At 74.5% G+C, this 17,090-nt stretch carries 20 protein-coding genes and 1 pseudogene; 9 read left to right on the top strand and 12 right to left on the bottom strand.

From position 1 onward, the window contains the following. Nucleotides 1–44: 44 nt before the first annotated feature. On the top strand, nt 45–1,181 hold the full coding sequence (locus tag ACQP04_RS04355; protein ID WP_433505778.1) for a hypothetical protein: 1,137 nt from the start codon (nt 45–47) through the stop codon (nt 1,179–1,181). Here the strand turns inward: ACQP04_RS04355 and ACQP04_RS04350 are convergent. Next, on the bottom strand, nt 1,123–2,574 hold the full coding sequence (locus ACQP04_RS04350; protein WP_433505777.1) for a glutamate synthase subunit beta: 1,452 nt from the start codon (nt 2,572–2,574) through the stop codon (nt 1,123–1,125). The two genes, ACQP04_RS04355 and ACQP04_RS04350, sit on opposite strands and share 59 nt — an antisense overlap. Nucleotides 2,575–2,728: 154 nt before the next feature. Between ACQP04_RS04350 and ACQP04_RS04345 the strand changes: the two genes are divergently transcribed. Together ACQP04_RS04345 and ACQP04_RS04340 are read left to right on the top strand one after the other, a co-directional pair. Further along, nucleotides 2,729–4,234, top strand: a complete 1,506-nt coding sequence (locus ACQP04_RS04345; protein WP_433505776.1) for a flavin-containing monooxygenase — start codon at nt 2,729–2,731, stop codon at nt 4,232–4,234. 8 nt (nt 4,235–4,242) lie between these two features. Next, nucleotides 4,243–4,554 (top strand): Rieske (2Fe-2S) protein, encoded by a 312-nt coding sequence (locus ACQP04_RS04340; protein WP_433505775.1) that lies wholly within the window; start codon nt 4,243–4,245, stop codon nt 4,552–4,554. 6 nt (nt 4,555–4,560) lie between these two features. Here ACQP04_RS04340 and ACQP04_RS04335 read toward each other — a convergent pair whose 3' ends face one another. Next, nucleotides 4,561–5,307, bottom strand: coding sequence for an SDR family NAD(P)-dependent oxidoreductase (locus tag ACQP04_RS04335; RefSeq protein ID WP_433505774.1), 747 nt, complete (start codon nt 5,305–5,307; stop codon nt 4,561–4,563). Between the two features lie 10 nt (nt 5,308–5,317). Next, on the bottom strand, nt 5,318–6,760 hold the full coding sequence (locus ACQP04_RS04330; RefSeq protein ID WP_433505773.1) for an amidase: 1,443 nt from the start codon (nt 6,758–6,760) through the stop codon (nt 5,318–5,320). Between the two features lie 130 nt (nt 6,761–6,890). Here ACQP04_RS04330 and ACQP04_RS04325 point away from each other — a divergent pair, with 130 nt between their 5' ends. From ACQP04_RS04325 to ACQP04_RS04315, 3 genes are all read left to right on the top strand, one after another. Next, nucleotides 6,891–7,862, top strand: coding sequence for a response regulator transcription factor (locus ACQP04_RS04325; RefSeq protein ID WP_433505772.1), 972 nt, complete (start codon nt 6,891–6,893; stop codon nt 7,860–7,862). A 220-nt stretch (nt 7,863–8,082) separates the two neighbouring features. After that, entirely contained in the window at nt 8,083–8,523 is a 441-nt protein-coding gene (locus ACQP04_RS04320) for a cupin domain-containing protein (protein ID WP_433505771.1), read from the top strand. A 42-nt stretch (nt 8,524–8,565) separates the two neighbouring features. Beyond that, nucleotides 8,566–9,393 carry a CBS domain-containing protein gene (locus ACQP04_RS04315; RefSeq protein WP_433505770.1) on the top strand — a complete coding sequence of 276 codons (828 nt, stop codon included), beginning with the start codon at nt 8,566–8,568 and terminating at the stop codon, nt 9,391–9,393. 9 nt (nt 9,394–9,402) lie between these two features. Here the strand turns inward: ACQP04_RS04315 and ACQP04_RS04310 are convergent, their stop codons facing one another. From ACQP04_RS04310 to ACQP04_RS04285, 6 genes are all read right to left on the bottom strand, one after another. After that, nucleotides 9,403–10,143, bottom strand: coding sequence for a DUF2182 domain-containing protein (locus ACQP04_RS04310; protein WP_433505769.1), 741 nt, complete (start codon nt 10,141–10,143; stop codon nt 9,403–9,405). Then, nucleotides 10,143–10,772, bottom strand: a complete 630-nt coding sequence (locus tag ACQP04_RS04305; protein ID WP_433505768.1) for a DUF1326 domain-containing protein — start codon at nt 10,770–10,772, stop codon at nt 10,143–10,145. Before ACQP04_RS04305 ends, ACQP04_RS04310 begins: the two co-directional genes overlap by 1 nt. Before the next feature lie 81 nt (nt 10,773–10,853). Next, complete coding sequence (locus ACQP04_RS04300) at nt 10,854–11,528, bottom strand: GIN domain-containing protein (protein WP_433505767.1); 675 nt, start codon at nt 11,526–11,528, stop codon at nt 10,854–10,856. Nucleotides 11,529–11,598: 70 nt separating this feature from the next. After that, nucleotides 11,599–12,255, bottom strand: coding sequence for a TetR/AcrR family transcriptional regulator (locus tag ACQP04_RS04295; protein WP_433505766.1), 657 nt, complete (start codon nt 12,253–12,255; stop codon nt 11,599–11,601). A 114-nt stretch (nt 12,256–12,369) separates the two neighbouring features. Beyond that, nucleotides 12,370–13,539: an LLM class flavin-dependent oxidoreductase gene (locus tag ACQP04_RS04290; RefSeq protein WP_433505765.1), complete on the bottom strand. Its 1,170-nt coding sequence runs from the start codon at nt 13,537–13,539 to the stop codon at nt 12,370–12,372. Between the two features lie 53 nt (nt 13,540–13,592). After that, the gene (locus ACQP04_RS04285; RefSeq protein WP_433505764.1) at nt 13,593–14,792 is read right to left on the bottom strand and encodes a serine hydrolase domain-containing protein; all 1,200 of its coding nucleotides are present in this window, start codon (nt 14,790–14,792) and stop codon (nt 13,593–13,595) included. Nucleotides 14,793–14,950: 158 nt separating this feature from the next. On the opposite strand from ACQP04_RS04285, the gene ACQP04_RS04280 reads away from it, so the two are divergent. Next, complete coding sequence (locus ACQP04_RS04280; RefSeq protein ID WP_433505763.1) at nt 14,951–15,304, top strand: response regulator transcription factor; 354 nt, start codon at nt 14,951–14,953, stop codon at nt 15,302–15,304. Nucleotides 15,305–15,351: 47 nt separating this feature from the next. Next, nucleotides 15,352–15,663, top strand: coding sequence for a response regulator transcription factor (locus ACQP04_RS04275; protein ID WP_433505762.1), 312 nt, complete (start codon nt 15,352–15,354; stop codon nt 15,661–15,663). 162 nt (nt 15,664–15,825) lie between these two features. Here ACQP04_RS04275 and ACQP04_RS04270 read toward each other — a convergent pair whose 3' ends face one another. Both ACQP04_RS04270 and ACQP04_RS04265 read right to left on the bottom strand, forming a co-directional pair. Continuing rightward, on the bottom strand, nt 15,826–16,215 hold the full coding sequence (locus tag ACQP04_RS04270; protein WP_433508299.1) for a hypothetical protein: 390 nt from the start codon (nt 16,213–16,215) through the stop codon (nt 15,826–15,828). 33 nt (nt 16,216–16,248) lie between these two features. Then, nucleotides 16,249–16,302 (bottom strand): annotated as a pseudogene (locus ACQP04_RS04265) (TetR family transcriptional regulator); the annotation flags it as partial. 25 nt (nt 16,303–16,327) lie between these two features. Here ACQP04_RS04265 and ACQP04_RS04260 point away from each other — a divergent pair. Beyond that, nucleotides 16,328–16,717 carry a VOC family protein gene (locus ACQP04_RS04260; protein ID WP_433505761.1) on the top strand — a complete coding sequence of 130 codons (390 nt, stop codon included), beginning with the start codon at nt 16,328–16,330 and terminating at the stop codon, nt 16,715–16,717. Here ACQP04_RS04260 and ACQP04_RS04255 read toward each other — a convergent pair. Then, nucleotides 16,714–17,043, bottom strand: a complete 330-nt coding sequence (locus ACQP04_RS04255) for a hypothetical protein (protein WP_433505760.1) — start codon at nt 17,041–17,043, stop codon at nt 16,714–16,716. The genes ACQP04_RS04260 and ACQP04_RS04255 overlap by 4 nt on opposite strands. Nucleotides 17,044–17,090 lie beyond the last annotated feature (47 nt).

The raw sequence follows: 17,090 nt of genomic DNA, 5'->3' as shown, positions 1-17,090 counted from the left end.
CGGCACGCTCCGCTCGGCGGCCGGTCGGAGGGGGTGGCACCGCGGTGCGACGACGGCGGTTCACGACGCTGCTCGGCCTGCTCGTCGTCCTGGGCCTCGCTCTGGCACCCGGTTCCGCCGCCGGGTTCGGCACGATCGACAGCGGCGGGCAGAGCCGCGAGCACGAGCGGATCACCCGGGCCGCTCTGAGCTGCGCCGGCACGGCCGGTTCCGACCCGGACTGCTTCCAACCGTTGACCATGGACTACCTCGCCGGGCACGACCGCGAGTTCGGGGCCGTCGGCTCGCCGGACCGCGACGAGCTGTCCGACCCGGCCGCGCACTGCGACGACGCGGACTACGTGGCGGGCACCTACCCCCGCACCCGCGACCAGGCCACCGCCTCGCTCGTCGACTGCCTGAACCACATGCGCATGCGGTTCGGCGAGGGGCTGGAGGACGCGCAGGGCCTGCTCGGTCCCGACGGCGAGGTGCTCCCGGCCGAGGTCGGGTCGCACCCGGAGTGCCGGTCCCGCGAGCAGCGGGAGGAACGGGCCAAGTGCGCGACCCTGGAGGCGTTCGGCCGGGCCCTGCACGGCGCGCAGGACTTCTACGCCCACAGCAACTGGGCCGACGAGCCCGACCCGGCGCGCCCGATCGGGGACGAGAACCCGCCCGGGCTCGCCCTCCCCGCGCCCAGTCCCCTGCTCGACCTGCGCGGCAGTGCGGCGCCCGACCCGCCCGACGCGCTCAGCACCGGGTGCTTCGTGGCCCGGGACGAGGTCCCCGGCGTCGGGGCCTGCCAGCTGCGCGTCACCCACGCCGGGCTCAACAAGGACCGCGGGCAGATCGACCCCGTCACCGGCGCGGCGACGGACCCGACGACGTCGCGCGGGATGGTCGGCACCAACTTCGCCAGGGCCGTGACCGGCGCCGTCACCGAGACCCACCGCCAGTGGCAGGACTTCCGCTCCGAGCTGGTCGCGCGGTACGGGACCGAGCGGGGCGAGCGCATGGCCTGCGCGCTCAGCCACGACGACCCCGTCAACGACTGCGCGGGCACGAACCTGACGGTGGCCGTCGCCGTCGCCGTCGGGCTCGTCGTCGTGGCGGTCGCGGCGATCCTCTGGCTCCGGCGCTCGATCAGGCGATCGGGACGCGGTCCGGACGGATCGGCCGGGGCAGCAGGTCCCGCCCGGTGAGGTAGGCGTCGACCGCGGCGGCCGCGGCGCGGCCCTCGGCGATCGCCCACACGATCAGCGACTGGCCGCGCCCCATGTCCCCGGCGACGAAGACGCCCTCGGCGGTGGACATGAAGTCCTCGTCGCGCAGGACGTTGCCGCGCCCGTCGAGCCGGACGTCCAGCTGCGCGAGGAGGTCGCCCTGCTCGGGGCCGGTGAACCCGAGGGCGATCAGCGCGAGCTGGGCGGGGACCTGCGTGGTCGCCCCGGCGGGGTGGAAGCGCTTGGTCTCGTCGCGGAAACCCTCCACGAGCGTGACCGCCCGCAGTCCGCCGTCGGCGTCCCCGTGGAACTCGACGGTGTCGACCGAGAACAGGCGCGCCCCGCCCTCCTCGTGCGCCGGCGACGTGCGCAGCACCGCCGGATAGGTCGGCCACGGCATCTCGGGGGTGCGCCGCTCCGGCGGGCGGGGCCGGATGTCGACGTGCGCCACCGAACGGGCGGCCTGGCGGTGCACGGTGCCCAGGCAGTCGGTCCCGGTGTCGCCGCCCCCGATGATCACGACGTCCTTGCCCTCGGCACTGATCGGGGACTCGCCCAGATCCCCCTCCTGCACCCGGTCCGCCCAGGTCAGGTAGTCCATCGCGAGGTGCACCCCGGCCAGGTGCCGGCCCGGCACTGGCAGCTCGCGCGGGGCGGTGGCGCCGCAGGCCAGCACGACGGCGTCGGACTCGTCGCGCAGCCGGTCGGCGTGCACGTCGACGCCGACCTCAACCCCGGCCCGGAACGCCGTGCCCTCGGCGAGCATCTGCGCGAGCCGCCGGTCGAGCCGGCGCTTCTCCATCTTGAACGCGGGGATGCCGTAGCGGAGCAGGCCGCCGATCCGGTCGGCCCGTTCGCAGACCACCACGTCGTGACCCGCGCGCGTGAGCTGCTGGGCGGCGGCCAGCCCGGCCGGGCCCGACCCGATCACCGCGACCGACCGGCCCGTCCGACGCGGCGGCGGGAGCGGCCGCACCCACCCCTGGCCCCAGGCGTGGTCGACGATCTGCAGCTCCACCTGCTTGATCGACACCGCGTCGGCGTTGATGGCCAGCACGCACGACTCCTCGCAGGGGGCCGGGCACAGCACGCCGGTGAACTCGGGGAAGTTGTTCGTGGCGTGCAGCCGCTCGCTCGCCTCGCGCCAGCGCCCGCGGCGGACCAGGTCGTTCCACTCGGGGATGAGGTTGCCCAGCGGGCACTCCGCGTGGCAGAACGGGACGCCGCAGTCCATGCAGCGCCCGGCCTGCGCGCGCAGCGCCGGCTCCGGTAGCGGCTCGTACACCTCGCGCCAGTCGCGCAGCCGCACGTCCACCGGCCGCCGCGGCGTGGGCCGGCGTTCGGTGCGCAGAAAACCCCAGGGGTCAGCCACGGCGGGCCTCCCGTCGGTGTGGTCCACGTACGGTGCACCCCCGGGCGGCGCCTGACAACGCCCTACTTCGTGCGGACCCGGTCGGCGGACGTTGCGTGCCGGAATCCGCACTAGCATGACCGGGGTCACAGCGCGCGCACCGGAGGTCGAGCCGATGACGTCTGCACCCGCGACCGCTCCCGAGGACATCGCCGTCGAGGAGGCGGGCCACGTCGACGTCCTCATCGTCGGCGCCGGAGTCTCCGGCATCGGGGCCGCTCATCACCTGCAGGAGAGCTTCCCCGACCGGACCTTCCTCCTGCTCGACGCCCAGCCGGACCGCGGCGGGACCTGGTGGACCCACCGGTACCCGGGCGTGCGCTCGGACAGCGACCTGTTCACCTACGGCTACCGGTTCAAGCCGTGGCGCGGCCCGTCGATCGCCGCCGGGGAGGAGATCCTCGCGTACCTCGACGAGGTCCTCGACGAGGACGACCTGCGCCGGCACATCCGCTACCGGCACCGGGTCGTCGCGGCCACCTGGTCCTCCGAGGAGCGCCGGTGGGCCGTCGAGGTCGACCAGGAGGAGACGGGTCGGCGCCTGCGCTTCACCACGGACTTCCTGTGGATGTGCCAGGGCTACTACAACCACGCCGAGCCGTACCGACCGGAGTGGGAGGGCGTGGACCGCTTCGGCGGCACGATCGTGCATCCCCAGGACTGGCCCGAGGACCTCGATCTCACGGGCAAACGCGTGATCGTCATCGGCTCGGGCTCGACCGCCTCGACGCTGATCCCGGCGATCGCCGAGACGGCCGACCACGTGACGATGCTGCAGCGCTCGCCGTCCTACTACTACGCCCCGCCCCTCACGCACGAGCTCGCCGTCCAGCTGCGGGCGCTGGACATCCCGGAGGAGTGGACCCACGAGATCCTGCGCCGCCAGTACATGTCTCAGTACCACTGGCTGGCCCGGACGTCGCTGGACGCGCCCGACGAGGTCCACACCTATCTCATGGAGTCGATGCGCCCGCTGCTGCCGGAGGGCTTCGACGTCGAGAAACACCTCACCCCGCGCTACCGCCCGTGGCAGCAGCGCATCGCCATCGTGCCGGACGGCGACTTCTTCGCCGCCCTGCGCGCGGGGAAGGCGTCGATCGTCACCGACGGCATCGCGGAGTTCACCGAGACCGGGATCCGGACGGCCTCGGGCCAGGAGCTCGAGGCGGACGTCGTGGTCACCGCCACCGGCTTCAACCTCTCGGCCTTCGGCGACGTGGCGTTCACCGTCGACGGCGAGCCGGTCGACTTCACGCGGAAGGTCACCTGGCGCGGGGTCATGATCAGCGACGTGCCGAACATGGCCTACGTGTTCGGCTACTTCCGGCACAGCTGGACGCTGCGCGTCGACCTCGTCGCCGACCTGGTGTGCCGGCTGTGGGAGCACATGCAGGACAAGGGCGCCACGATGGTCGTCCCGACGCTGCGGCCGGGCGACGCCGACATGCCGCTGCTCCCGTGGTCGGACCCGGAGAACTTCAACTCCGGCTACGTGATGCGCTCCCAGCACGTGCTCTTCAAGCAGGGTGACCGCGAGCCGTGGACGCACATGCTCGAGCACGAGGAGGAACAGGAGATCCTGCCGAAGGCCGACCTCGACGACGGCCTCGTCTACCGCTGAGTCCGCCGGTGTCCGCCACGCTCACGACCACGGACCGGGTTCCCGTCGGTGGCGGGGTGATCGTGGCGGAGCGCGGGGTGGTGGTGACGCAGCCGGTGGAGGGCACGTTCGTCGCCTTCTCCACGACCTGCCCCCACCGCGGCTGCGCGGTCCGGGCCGTGGCCGCCGGGACGATCAACTGCTTCTGCCACGGCAGCCGCTTCCGCATCGCCGACGGCGCCGTCGTCGGCGGGCCGGCGGAGGAGCCGCTGCGGCGGCTGCCGGTCGTGGTGGTCGGTGCGGAGATCAGGGTGGGTGACGAGGCGGCCGACCCGGGCTGAGCGACGTCAGCCGGTCGGCGCGGGCGGGGTCGGCCGACCGCCGTGGGCGACGGTGGTGGCCTGGTCGACGACGGCGGCCCGCCACTCCGGCGGGACCACGGCGAACACGCCGTCGTCGACTGCACTCAGGGCCTCGCGGGCGACGTCGGCGGGGTCGGCGCCGACCGGGGACATCCCGGTCGCCACCAGGGCCGGACAGATCATGCTGATCCCGACCGGCGTGCCCTCGAGCGCCATCGCCGTGTGCGCGACGACCGCCGCCACCGCGTGCTTCGACGGGCCGTACGCGCCGCCTCCGGGGAAGACCGTCATCCCGGCGAGGGACGCGGTGACCAGCACGTGCGCGGACTCCGCCGCCGCGAGCAGCCTCGGCACGAAGGCCCGCAGGCCGTTGACCACGCCAGCGACGTTCACCCCGAAGACCCGGTCCCACTCCGCGGCCGGCACCTCCCAGGGCGCGCCGACCGACGGTCCGACGATCCCGGCGTTGAGGCAGACGAACCGGGCGCCGGACGCGTGCTCGGCGAGCCGCTCCACCGCCTCCGGGTCGGCGACGTCCACGACCACACCGGACCCGCCGAGCCGCTCGGCCGCCGCGTGCACACCCGCCTCGTCGACGTCCGCGAGGACCGGCTCGGCGCCCCGCCCGCGCAACTGCTCGGCCAGCGCGAGACCGATTCCGCCGGCCGCACCGGTGACCACCGCGGTGAACGGCCGGCCACAGCCCCACGGGCTGGTCAACGGAGCGGTCATGCGCCCCAGGCTAGAGGGCTCGGCCGACCACGGTCGCCGGCCGGTGGCCGTCCCACGGCAGCGCCTTCTCCAGGTCGGCCGCCACGGCGAGGAGCATGCCCTCGCCGGCGTACGGACCGGTCAGCTGCACACCGATCGGCCAGCCCTCGTCGGTCCGGCCGAGCGGGAGGGAGATCGCCGGGTTCCCGGTGACGTTGGACAGCGCGGTGAAGCCGGCGGTGGCGAAGATGCGGTCGTACCAGCCGCGCGCGTCGAGGGAGTCGTCGTCGGCGTCGAGGTGGCCGAGGGGCGTGTTGGGGACGTTCATCGTCGGCGTGAGGATCAGGTCGAACCGCTGGTGGAAGGCGGCGACGGCCCGGGTGGTCGCGTTGAAGACCCGGTCGGCGGCGAACAGGTCCGCGGCCCGGAGGGTGCGCCCGTGGTCGGCGCAGGCACGGGTGGTGGCCTCGAGGTGCTCGGGTCCGGGGTCGACACCGAGCGCCGCGGCCAGGGAGTCCACGCCGTCGGCGAGGAAGCTCGTCCAGGCGATCAGGTTGGCGTCGTCGAACGCGGCGGCGTCCACCGCGGGGGCGGCGAGCTCCACCGTGTGCCCCAGCTCCTCGAGCGTGCGCCCGACCGCCTCCGTGGCCGCCGCACAGCGCGGGTCGACGGTGCCGAGGCCGGAGAACGCGGCGGTGTGCAGGGCGATCCGCAGCGGCCGGCTCCCGGCGCGGACCTCCTCGGCGAAGGGCCGGACGGGCTCCGGCAGCAGGTACCGGTCGCCCGGCTCGTACCCGTGCACGGCGTCGAGCAGGCCTGCGCAGTCCCGCACGGTGCGCGTCACGGCGAACTCGATGCCGAGGCCGAGCAGCGGGTCGGCGTAGTCCGGGCCGGGCGACGTCCGTCCGCGGCTGGGCTTGAGCCCGACCAGCCCGCACGCCGCCGCCGGGATGCGGATCGAACCGCCGCCGTCGTTGGCGTGGGCGACGGGCAGCGCGCGGGCCGCGACCAGGGCGGCCGAGCCGCCGCTCGACCCGCCCGGGCTGCGCGTGAGGTCCCACGGGTTGTGGACCGCTCCGGTCGCGACGGGCTCCGTGCTGGCGTTGAAGCCCAGCTCCGGGGTGGCGGTGACGCCGAGGGTCGCCAGCCCGGCACGCCGGAAGCGGGCCATGAGGTGGGTGTCCGCGGGCATCGGCACCCCGTCGCCGAGCAGCCGGCTGCCGGCGCGCTGCGGGACTCCCGCGGCGTGCACGATGAGGTCCTTGATCGCGAACGGCACACCGGCGAACGGCCCGTCCTCCGCGTGGTCGAGCGGGGCGGCGAACCGCTTGCCGACCAGTGCGTTCAGCTCGGGCTGCACGGCGTCGAGGGCCTCCGTCGCGGCGGCCTGCACCTCGCCGGCCGTGACCTCGCCGGAGCGGATCAGGGCGGCGAGCGCGGTGGCGTCGAGGTCGGCGTACTCGTCGGGCTTCATGGCGTCCTCCGTGGTCGGGAGGCGCGACGGTACGGACGCCCGCGCCGGTGCACATCGGTCGGTTGACGGATGCCCGGGCAGTCGCCGTCGTCCCTGGGCAGGGGGCTGCGGGCCCGGTAGCGTGCGCCGCGTGACCGCCCTCACCGCGGCCCGTGAGCTGCGGTCCTTCCTGCGGCGCAACGGCAGCCGCACCCCCGGCGCGGCGTCCGCGGCGCTCGAGGCCCTGCGCCCGGTGGTGCCGGCGGACTGTCTGGCGTTGTCGCTCTGGGACCCCGCGACGTCGCGGCACCGCACGCTCGCCACCTCGTACCCGCCTGCGGTCACGGCCCTGCTCGACGGGCGCATGCACACCGATCCACTGTTCGACTCCGTCCGGTCCGGCCGCGTTCCGGTCCGGGTCCGGGACCTGGCGCCCCGCCGTCGGCACGGCGAGATCTTCGAGCGAATCATCACGCCGCTCGGCTTTCGCGACGGCGTCACCCACTGCCTGTTCGCGGCCGACGGGCGGTACGTCGGGATGCTGAACGCGAGCACGCTCGACGCCCGCCATCCGGACGACGACACCGTCGCCCTGCTCGACCTGCTCGGCCCCGACCTCGCCGCCGCGCTCGACCCGGTCGCCGCTCCCCGGTCCCCCACCGAACGGCTGGTGCGCGGGGAGGTCGACGGGTTCGTCGCGGGTGCCGACGGGACCGTCACCCCGCTCTCGGCCGCGCCGCGCCCCGACCTCGTCGCGCCGCCGTCGCCGCTGGCCGGCGTGGTGGCGCAGCTCCGCGCCGGCGTCCCGCCCGCAGCCCCGGTCCTGCACCTCGTCCGGGATGCCGCCGTGGTCGCCGTCGAGCTGTACGCCTCCCCGTCGGGCGTGGTCGTCCTGCACCGCGGGGCGCCCTCGCCGGCCGGGCTCACCGTACGGGAACTGCACGTCCTCGACGGCGTCGCCCGCGGCCTGAGCAACACCGAGATCGCCGCCGCCCACGGCATCGGCGGCCGGACGGTCGCCACGCACGTCGAGCACATCCTGGCCAAGACGGGCTGCCGCAACCGGGTCGAGGCCGCGCAGCTGGCCACGCGGTGGGGCCTGCTGGTGGCCCCGCCGCGCTGAGCGCTCCGGCCCACGCGGGCGATCTCCGACTGGGCCACGGCGCGCTCCCGCAGCGGAACGGTCGTGTGGGCGGTCGGCCTGCCGAGCGGGACGGCCAGGGTCCTGCGGGCCTCGCCCGGCGTCAACGGTCCGTCCGTACGCAGACCTGCGTAGCCGGGAACGGGCCTTCCGCCGGTACCGTCTCCGGGACGGTCACCAGCTACTCCGGGCAGGTGGAGACATGTCGAGCACCCTGCTTCCCCCTGGCGCGGGCCGCCGCTTCGGCCCCTTGATGACGACCAAGGTCGAGTTCGGCCAGAGCGAGGACTTCGCCGTGTTCGAGTCCGCGCTGCCGCCGCACGCCGACGGCCCGCCGCCGCACCTCCACCGCGTCTACGACGAGGCCTTCTACGTCCTCGAGGGGGCGATCGCCATCACGGTCGACGGCACCACGACGGAGTGCCCGGCGGGGTCGTGCGCCTTCGTCGGCCGCGGGGCGGTGCACGGCTTCGGCAACCCCGCACCCGAGCCCGCGCGGCTCCTGGTGATCACCACGCCGGAAGCGATCCGGCTCGTCGAGCAGGCGAACGAGCTCATGGCCCAGGAGCCGCCCGACCGCGACGCGATCCTGGCGTTGTTCGCGGCCCACCAGAGCGAGCTCGTCGGCCTTCCCACGCCCTGAACCCGGGCGTTCCGGGGACGCCGCGCCACTAGGGTCGGACGAATGCCCGTCCGCGTGCGCGATGTCATGACCCGGCGGCTCGTCACGGTGCAGGCGGACGATCCCGTGGACCTCGCGGCCCGGCGGATGCTGCGGGCGGGGTTCAGCGCACTGCCCGTGGTGCGGGGCGTCGACCGGCTGGTCGGGATCGTCAGCCTGGTCGACGTCCTGCGCCACCGGGAGGACGGCGCGTCCGCCGGCGCGACCGTCGGGTCGATCATGACCACGGACGTGCTGACGATGTCGCCCGCGACGAGCGCCGCCGTCGTCGCGCACCGGCTGCGCACCTACGGCGAGCTGCGGGTGATGCCGATCGTGGAGCGCGGGCTCCTGGTCGGGGTTGTCACCCGCAGCGACCTGCTCCGCGGCCCCCGGGAACAGCCCGGGCTGCTGTCGCGGCTGTTCGGCCGGACCACGCTGCCGGATCCCGTGCCGGCCCGGATGCCGCGGGAGCGCCGCCCGGACGCCCGGACGGTCGGTGAGGTGATGACCAGCACCGACCTGGTCGTCGTCCGGCCGACCACACCCTGCTCGCAGGCCGTCGAGCTGCTCCTGACCCGCCGGTTCAGCCTGTTGCCGGTGGTCGAGGACGACGGCGGGCTGGTCGGCGTGGTGAGCGAGGCCGACCTGCTGCGCGACCCGCTCGACGGCAGCCGCAGCGGGCCCCCGCGGACCGTCGGCGCCGCGATGACCCGCTCCCCCACCGTCGTCCGGCCGGACACGCCGCTGGCCGAGGCCCGGCACCTGGTGGTCGACCGGGGCTTCCGGGTCCTGCCGGTGACCCGCGGCCGACGCCTCGTCGGGATGCTCAGCCGCAGCGACCTCGTCTGAACGGGCCGGTCAGGCCGGCCGCGCCACCCCGGCGATCAGGAGCGCGCCACCGAGGACGAGCAGCCCGGTCCCGATCACCGGGACCAGCCGGGGCCCGTGCCGGCTCGTCTTCTCCAGCACCATCAGCGCGGTGAGGCCGAGCATCCACAGCAGGCTCGCCGCCCCGGTCACCACCATGACCAGCATCAACGCCCAGCAGCACCCCACGCAGGACACCCCGTGCCGCAGGCCGAGGCGCGCCGCCCCCGCCGGGCCGCGCCGGTACTCGCGGCGCAGCACGGTGGCCGGGCTGCGGCAGGCGCGCAGGCACGCCTCCTTCAGCCGGCTGAACTGGAAGCCGCCCGCGAGCAGGATCGCCAGGCCGAGCAGGACCTCCGGCCGGGCGGCGAGCCACGGGACCGCGCCGGTCGCCGCGGCCACGCCCAGCGCCACGGCGAAGGCGAGCCCCGCGACGGCCGTCCACACCGCGAGATAGCCGCCCAGCAGCGCCGGCAGCGCCCCGCCCGGCTGCGGCGCCCGCGCCCGGACGTGCGCGAACAGCCGCACCAGCGGCACGACCGTCGGCAGCATCATCGCCCCGACCATCACCAGCCAGGCCACGAGGAACGCGCCCGGCCGGGGCACCGCGGGACCGTGGTGGTGGCCACCCGCGAGCACGAGCCAGCCGCTGAGCAGCCAGCACGCGCCCGCGGCGGCCCACAGCCCGGTCGCGGGGTCGCGCAGCCGGGCCGGGACCGCAACCGGGGACATCAGCCGGTGAACCGGAAGTGGCCCTGCACCGAGTTGAAGCCGGAGATGTCGATGTCCGGGCGGCCGAGCTTCTTGCCGCTGCGCCGGTACACCGACGCCGTGCCGGGATACGCCGGCGAGCCCGGGATGGTGGAGAACACCGAGTCGGACAGGGTGGTCGGCCTCCCGGTCGCGCCCACCAGCTGCTCGAACTCCGCCTCCACCACGTCGCCGATCTTGAGCGTGCCCTTGCCCTCCTCCACCGTCGCGGAGAAGGGCGCCCGCTCCACGCCCACGACCTCCCCGACCAGCGCGGCGAGGTCCGCGATCGGACCGCCGAGCCCGCCGGTGAACACGTCGAGCAGCGCCTTCTCCTGCTCCTTGGAGCACCGGTCGTCGACGTAGACCATCGCGGTCCAGTTCCCGGCCAGCACGTTGCCGGGGATGTAGGCGAGCAGGGCGAGGCCGCGGTCGGACACGTCGACGCCCTGCACGGTGCCGCTGTCCACGTACCAGACGACCGAGCCGTCGCACATGCCGCCGTCGGGATCGAGGCCCACCCAGCAGGGGCAGACCGCCTTGCACGTGCAGACCTCCAGCAGGCGCCCCTCGACCACGTAGGTGCCACTCTCGGTCTCGGTTGTGGTCATCGCCGTCCCTCCTTCCCACCGCCCGGCGGCAGTGTGACGGAGACCACAGAAATGAGCCAGAGGTCGATCCGCGAGCGGTCGCTACCGGCGCGTGACCTCGCCGAGGCCCGTGACCTCTTGGTTCACCTGCGGCGAGCCCTCGTACCGGATGCTGCCGACGCCGGTGACCCGGGCCTGCAGGGTGCGGCTCACGTCGACCACGGCCGAGCCCGCCCCGCCGACCGTCACCTCGGCCTCCTCGGAGGTGAGGTTCGCGGCGTCGTACTCGCCGATGCCGGTCAGGTCGACCACCTGGCGGGTCACCCGCCCGGACACGACGACCCGGGCGGCGCCGCCGTGCGTGACCGCGAGCTCGGGCCCGTCGAGCCCGGTCACTGTGACCGCACCGGCACCCGACACCGTCAGGCCGGTCAGCTGCTCGACGGTGACCCGGTAGTTGATCACGTCGGCGTTCGCCGGGATCGTACCCTCCTTGATGCCGAGCTTGAGCGTGGTGCCCTGCACCTCGCTGGTGAGCGAGGGCAGGATGCCGTCGTCCGCCCGGATCTCGAGCGACCCGGTGCCGGTCTGCTCGATGGTGAGGGTCCCGGCGGAGGCGAACTCCACCGAGTCGAAGCCCGGCACCGGGCGGTTTTCCGTCCGCACGTTCCCCGACCCGGTCGCGACCGTGGTCTGGCCGCAGGCCGCCACGAGAACGAGCAGCGCGGTCGCCGCGATCAGGCGCGCGCGAGCCTTCCAGAAGGTGACGTGCCCCATCGTCCACCGTCCGTTTCACCGAACCGCCCGTCCGTACGGTCCCAGACGACGGCGTTCCGGGCCACGGGGTTCACGATGCGTCGAGCGATCCGGCGCGGGCGGTGACGACCCGCCAGACCAGGTCCGTCATCGCCCGGACCTGCAGGTCGAGGTCGTCGGGGAAGGGCCTGCTCGTGAACTCGTAGAACATGTAGCGGTAGGTCAGCAGCACGAGCATGACCATCTCGGTGCGGGCGAGGTCGCGGTCCGCACCGGCGAACTGGCCGAGGTAGAGCGGGAAGGCCTGCTCGACGACCTCGTGCAGGTGCGGCAGGGTCCGCTCGCGCAGCCCGACCTCCACGGCCTCGGCCTGCAGGAACGCGCCGATCAGCGAGGCGTGCTCGCGCCAGTGCCGGAAGCCCTCGCGCACCATCGCCTCGACCCGCTCGCGCGGCACCGGCCCGGCGCCGTCCATGAGGTTGAGCGTGGCCGGCGCCCAGGTCTCGTGCTGCGCGCCGACGAAGCCGAGCAGCGCGAGCTTGCTCTCGAAGTGCAGGTAGAAGGTGGCGCGGGAGGTGCGGGCCGAGGCGGCGATGTCCTCGACCGTCGTCGCGACGTAGCCCTTCTCGGCGAACAGCGCGATGCCCGCCTCCACCAGGCGGCTGCGGGTGAGCAGGCGCTGCTCCTCGCGCAGCGTCGGGCGCCGGTCGTCCGGTGCGACCCCGCTGCGGCCCGCGGCTGCGCTCATCGTCCCGTCCTCGTCCACGGAGTCCGACGACGGCGCGACGTGCCCGCGCGCCGTCGTCGGCGACCCTAGTGGCACGGACCCGGCCCGCCCTCGTGCGCGGCCGGTCCGGCGTCGTCAGGCGGTGAGAGCGTCGTCGTAGGTGACCGGTTCCTCGAGCGGGATGGCCTGCACCGCCGGCAGCACCTCGCGGGAGAACAGCGCGACGTTCCTCTCCGCGACCTCGCGGGGCATGTCGCCGTAGCGCATGACCAGCATGAGCTCCTCGGGCCGGAACGCGGCGGCGATCCGGCGCATCTTCTCGATGCACTGGTCGGGAGTGCCCCACACGTGGTTGGCGAGGTAGGCGTCGCCCATCGCCTTGGCGGCGTCGCCGACCTGCTCGAGCGCGGCGGACTGGGCGGCGTAGTGCTCGTAGCCCTTGGTCGTGGCGAAGTGGTTGCTGTCGAGCTCGTAGTTGCGCCGGGCGCTGTCGGCGTACTCCGGGATGAACCGGCGGGCGTGCTCCTCGGCCTCCTGCTCGGTCTCGCCGCAGAACACGTTCATGTGGATGCGCGGCCGGGCGGGGGCGTAGCCGGCGGCGGCGCGGGCGCGCCCGAACTCGGCGAGCTCGGCGTGGTAGTCGTCCCACGGGCGCTGCGGGATGATCAGCGGCTTCAGGCCGAAGCGCGCGCCGATCGGGGCCGACGACGGACTGCCCCAGGAGAAGTGGAAGTTGTCGATCAGCTGCTGCGGGTCGCGCGGGCGGGGGCGCATGGTCACGTCGTCGAACGTGTAGTGCTCGCCGTGGAAGCTGAAGGACTCCTCGGTCAGCGCCAGCTTCACGACCTGGATCGCCTCGTCGAAGCGGCCGCGCGACTCCCCCATCTCCAGGCCGAGCTGGGCGAACTCGCGCCGGGCCGCGCCGCGGCCGAACCCGATGTAGGGCGTGCGGCCCTCGCCGAGCAGGTACTGCAGGACCGTGATGTCCTCGGCGACCCGCAGCGGGTGGTGCCACGGCAGCACGACGACCATCGTCCCGACGTCGATCCGCGAGGTCGCCCCGGCGATGTAGGACAGCAGCTGCACCGGGTTGGGGATCATCGTGTACGGGCTGATGTGGTGCTCGACCGTCCACAGCGAGTCCCAGCCCTGGTCCTCGGCGGCGAGGGCCGCGTCCAGCTCCTCGCGGTACCGCCGGCCGTCGGTGGCGGGGTCGAGGGCGGGGACGTCCTCGCCGCGCTCCTTCGCCTCGTAGCGGTCCCAGTCCGCGTAGTTCTGGAAGAACATCGTCATTCCGACACGCACAGCGGTGCCTCCTTATCGGTGCTGGTGGGGGTCGGGTTCGTTCAGGCTCGGGTTCAGGCGAGGGCGCGCCGCAGGGCGGCGATCAGGGCCGCGGTGCGGGGCTCGCCGAGCAGCGACGCACCGAGCTGGTTCTGGACGTAGCCGAAGCCGACGCGCGAGGTCACGTCGCCGAAACCCAGCGCGCCCCCGGCGCCCTGGTGCCCGAACGAGCCCTCGCCGAGCAACGGCGAGGCCGGCGTCGGGAGCTGGAAGCCGACGCCGAACCGGCTCTCGCCGACGGTCACGAGGTCCGGCCCGCGGACCTGCTCCGTGCGCGCCCGGTCGAGCGCCGCCCCGGACAGGATCCGCACGCCGTCGACCTCGCCGACGCAGGCCGCGTACAGCCGGGCGAGGGAGCGGGCGTCGGTGACGCCGTTGGCGGCCGGCTGCTCCATCCCGTAGATCGCGGGGTCGTTCCAGGTGGCCGCGTGCGGGGTCGGGAGCGCGCCGTTGGTGGACAGCACCCGGGCGAACAACGACGACGGGTCGCTCATCGCCGCGACGACCCGCAGGACCAGCTCCTTCGCCGCCAGGTCGGTGATCAGGTCGAGCTCGGCCGGGTCGGGCACGCCGTCGATCAGCGGGGCGACCGTGCCCGACAGCTCGGCCGGCAGCCCGACCCAGAAATGCAGTCCGAGCGGCCGGGCGATCTCGTCGGCGAACACCGTGCCGAGCGTCCGGCCGGTGACGCGGCGGACGAGCTCGCCGGTGAGCCACCCGAAGGTCAGGGCGTGGTAGCCGTGCGCGGTCCCGGGCGCCCACAGCGGCTCCTGCCCGGCGAGGGCCTCGACGACCGGCGCGCCGGCGATCAGCTCGGCCCGGGTGAGCGGCGCGGACGGCACCGGGAGGCCCGCCTGGTGGCTCAGCAGCTGGGCGACCGTGACGGCGTCCTTGGCCGCGGCGCCGAACTCCGGCCAGTACCGGGCGACCGGGGCGTCGAGGTCCAGCTCGCCGCGTTCGGCGAGGAGGTTGACCACCATCGCGGTCGCGCCCTTGGTCGCGGAGTAGACGAGCCCGACGGTGTCGCGCTCCCACGGCCGCCCGGTCGCGGGGTCGGCGAGGCCGCCCCACAGGTCCACCACGGGCGCGCCGTCGACGTACACCGCGACCGCAGCCCCGACGTCGCCGCGCTCGGTGAAGTTGCGGGCGAACTCGTCCCGAAGCTCCTCGAAGCCCGCCTCGACCTGCCCCTGGACCTGCACCGCAGTGGTCATCCGTCCTCTTCCGGTCGCCGCCGGACCGAACTGTACGAACGATCAGTTCCGGTCCGGCACCCCCGAAAGTGACACTCGGTGGCGCCCCGTCTCGTCGATTGACACTGCGTCAGCGAGCGTCCTACCGTGATCAGGACCACGACGAGGTGGGGCTGGGGATGGGCTCTCCGACATGTCCGCAGGTCCGCGAGTCGTCGCTCTCGGCAGTCGTCGCCGAGCTGCGCGAGCTCGCCGGGCGGATCGGCGACGCGCAGTTGCGCGCCGAGATCATCGCGGGGTGCGACCGGCTCGGGGGCGGCCCGCCGGAGCTCGCCGACGCCCACCCCACCCCACGCGAGCTCGACGTCCTCGCCCTGGCCGCCGCGGGCTACCGCAACGCCGACATCGCCGGCCTGCTCGGCACCTCCACGAACGCCGTGAAGTCCCAGCTACGGCGGGCCATGCGGCGGCTCGGGGTGCGCACCCGGCACGCCGCGGTCAGCGCGGCGCGAGCCCGCGGCCTGTTGCGGTGAGCCCTGAGGGGCCGCTGTCAACCACCGACCGCGAGGAGGTGCGCCGGATGTTCGCGCGGCTCCGGCGGGCCGCGACGCACGAACCGGCGCTGCGCGGGCGGCTGACCGGGCTGCAGGCCCGGCTCGTCGAGATCGCCGCGCCGGGCCGACCCGCGACCGCTGCGCCGGCGCTGTCCGCCCGCGAGATCGACGTCCTCGCCCACACCGCCCTCGGCCTGCGCAACGGCGAGACCGCCGCGCTGCTCGGGGTGTCCGCGGAGACCGTCAAGAGCTACCTGCGCAGCGCCATGACGAAGCTCGACGCCCACACCCGGCACGAGGCGGTGCTGCGGGCCCGCGAGGGCGGCGCGATCCCCTGAACGGGTCCGCTCAGGTGCGGCGGTGGTGCAGCGCGACTGCACCGTGCGCGTGGACCTGGGTGCCGTAGGGACCAGTCCGAGGCCGGGAGCTCGCCGTCGAAGAGCCGTAGCCCGCCGCCGACGAGCGTCGGAACCACGTGGGCGGTCGGGCTCATCGGCCGGTCAGGAGCCGACCGGTTCCCGGCGCAGGGAGCGGAGCAGGAGGACGAGCGGGGTCCACGCCTCCTCCAGGGCCGCGTCCGGGTCTCCCGCGGCGGCGATCCACAGCGCGGCCTCGTTCATGGCGCCGTTGAGCAGGGCCGCGGCCGCCGCCCGCGACACCGGACGCAGCTCCCCCGAGTCGGCGAGGGTGTCGAGAACCTCCTCGAGCAGCCGACCGGACTGCGCGGCGTCGTGCTCGCGCCACGTCTCCCAGCCGAGGACCGCGGGGGCGTCGACGACCAGCACCCGGCGCACCCGCGGGTCGACGCTCGCCGCCAGGAAGGCGCGGCAGCCGCGCTCCAGCCGCTCCCACGGCTCTCCCCTCGCGGCCTCCTCGATCGCCGCGGCCACCGACCGCTGCACGTCGCCCAGCACGGCCTCGAACAGGGCCTTCTTGCTGCGGTAGTGGTGGTACACCGCCCCGCGCGTCACCCCGGCCGCCGCCGCGACCTACCCGGTCCTGATGAGCGCCGACGTGCCCGCCGCCGGGCGCTTCTACCGCGAATGGTTCGGCTTCACGACGACCTTCGAGGCCGACTGGTACGTGAGCCTTCGGCGCGATGCGTGGGAGCTCGCGATCCTCGACCCGGCGCACGCGACCGTCCCGGCCGGGCACGGCCGACCCGCCGGCGGGATGCTGCTCAACCTCGAGGTCGACGACGTCGACGCCGAGTACGCCCGCCTCGTCACCGAGGGCGGGCTCGCGCCGGTGCTGCCGCTGCGCTCGGAGACCTTCGGGCAGCGGCACTTCATCGTCGCCGGACCGGACGGGGTGCTGGTCGACGTGATCACGCCGATCGACCCCGCCCCGGAGTACGCCGCGAAGTTCGCCGGCGATGCCTCGGTCTCCTAGGGCCGGACCCGCACGACGACCTCGGCGTCGGTGACCCGCTCGACGCCGACGGTGAAGCCGCCGGCCTCGGTCTGCCCGCCGACCGGCACCCGGACCTGCTGCCCGGCGACCTGGATCTCGGCCACGTCGTTCTCCACGCCGACCAGCCGCGCCTCGACCCCGAGGACGGAGACGGACGCGTTCCCGCTGCGCGGGAAGGTGACGGTGCAGCCGTCGAGCCCGCACTGGGTGCTCGACGACCCGCCCCCGCACCCGGCCAGGCCGAGGGAGAGGACGGCCGCGGCGAGGCCGGTCAGGAGCCGGCGGGACCTCGGGAGTGCGCGCACGGCCGAGATCCTAGCGCCGGGTTTGTCTGGTTCCCCGAGGCCGCCCA

The sequence above is a fragment of the Pseudonocardia halophobica genome (assembly GCF_050948485.1).
In the GTDB taxonomy this organism is placed as follows: domain Bacteria; phylum Actinomycetota; class Actinomycetes; order Mycobacteriales; family Pseudonocardiaceae; genus Pseudonocardia; species Pseudonocardia halophobica.
The sequence above is the reverse complement of the archived record's forward strand: the minus strand, read 5'-3'. Positions and strand labels throughout refer to the sequence as shown.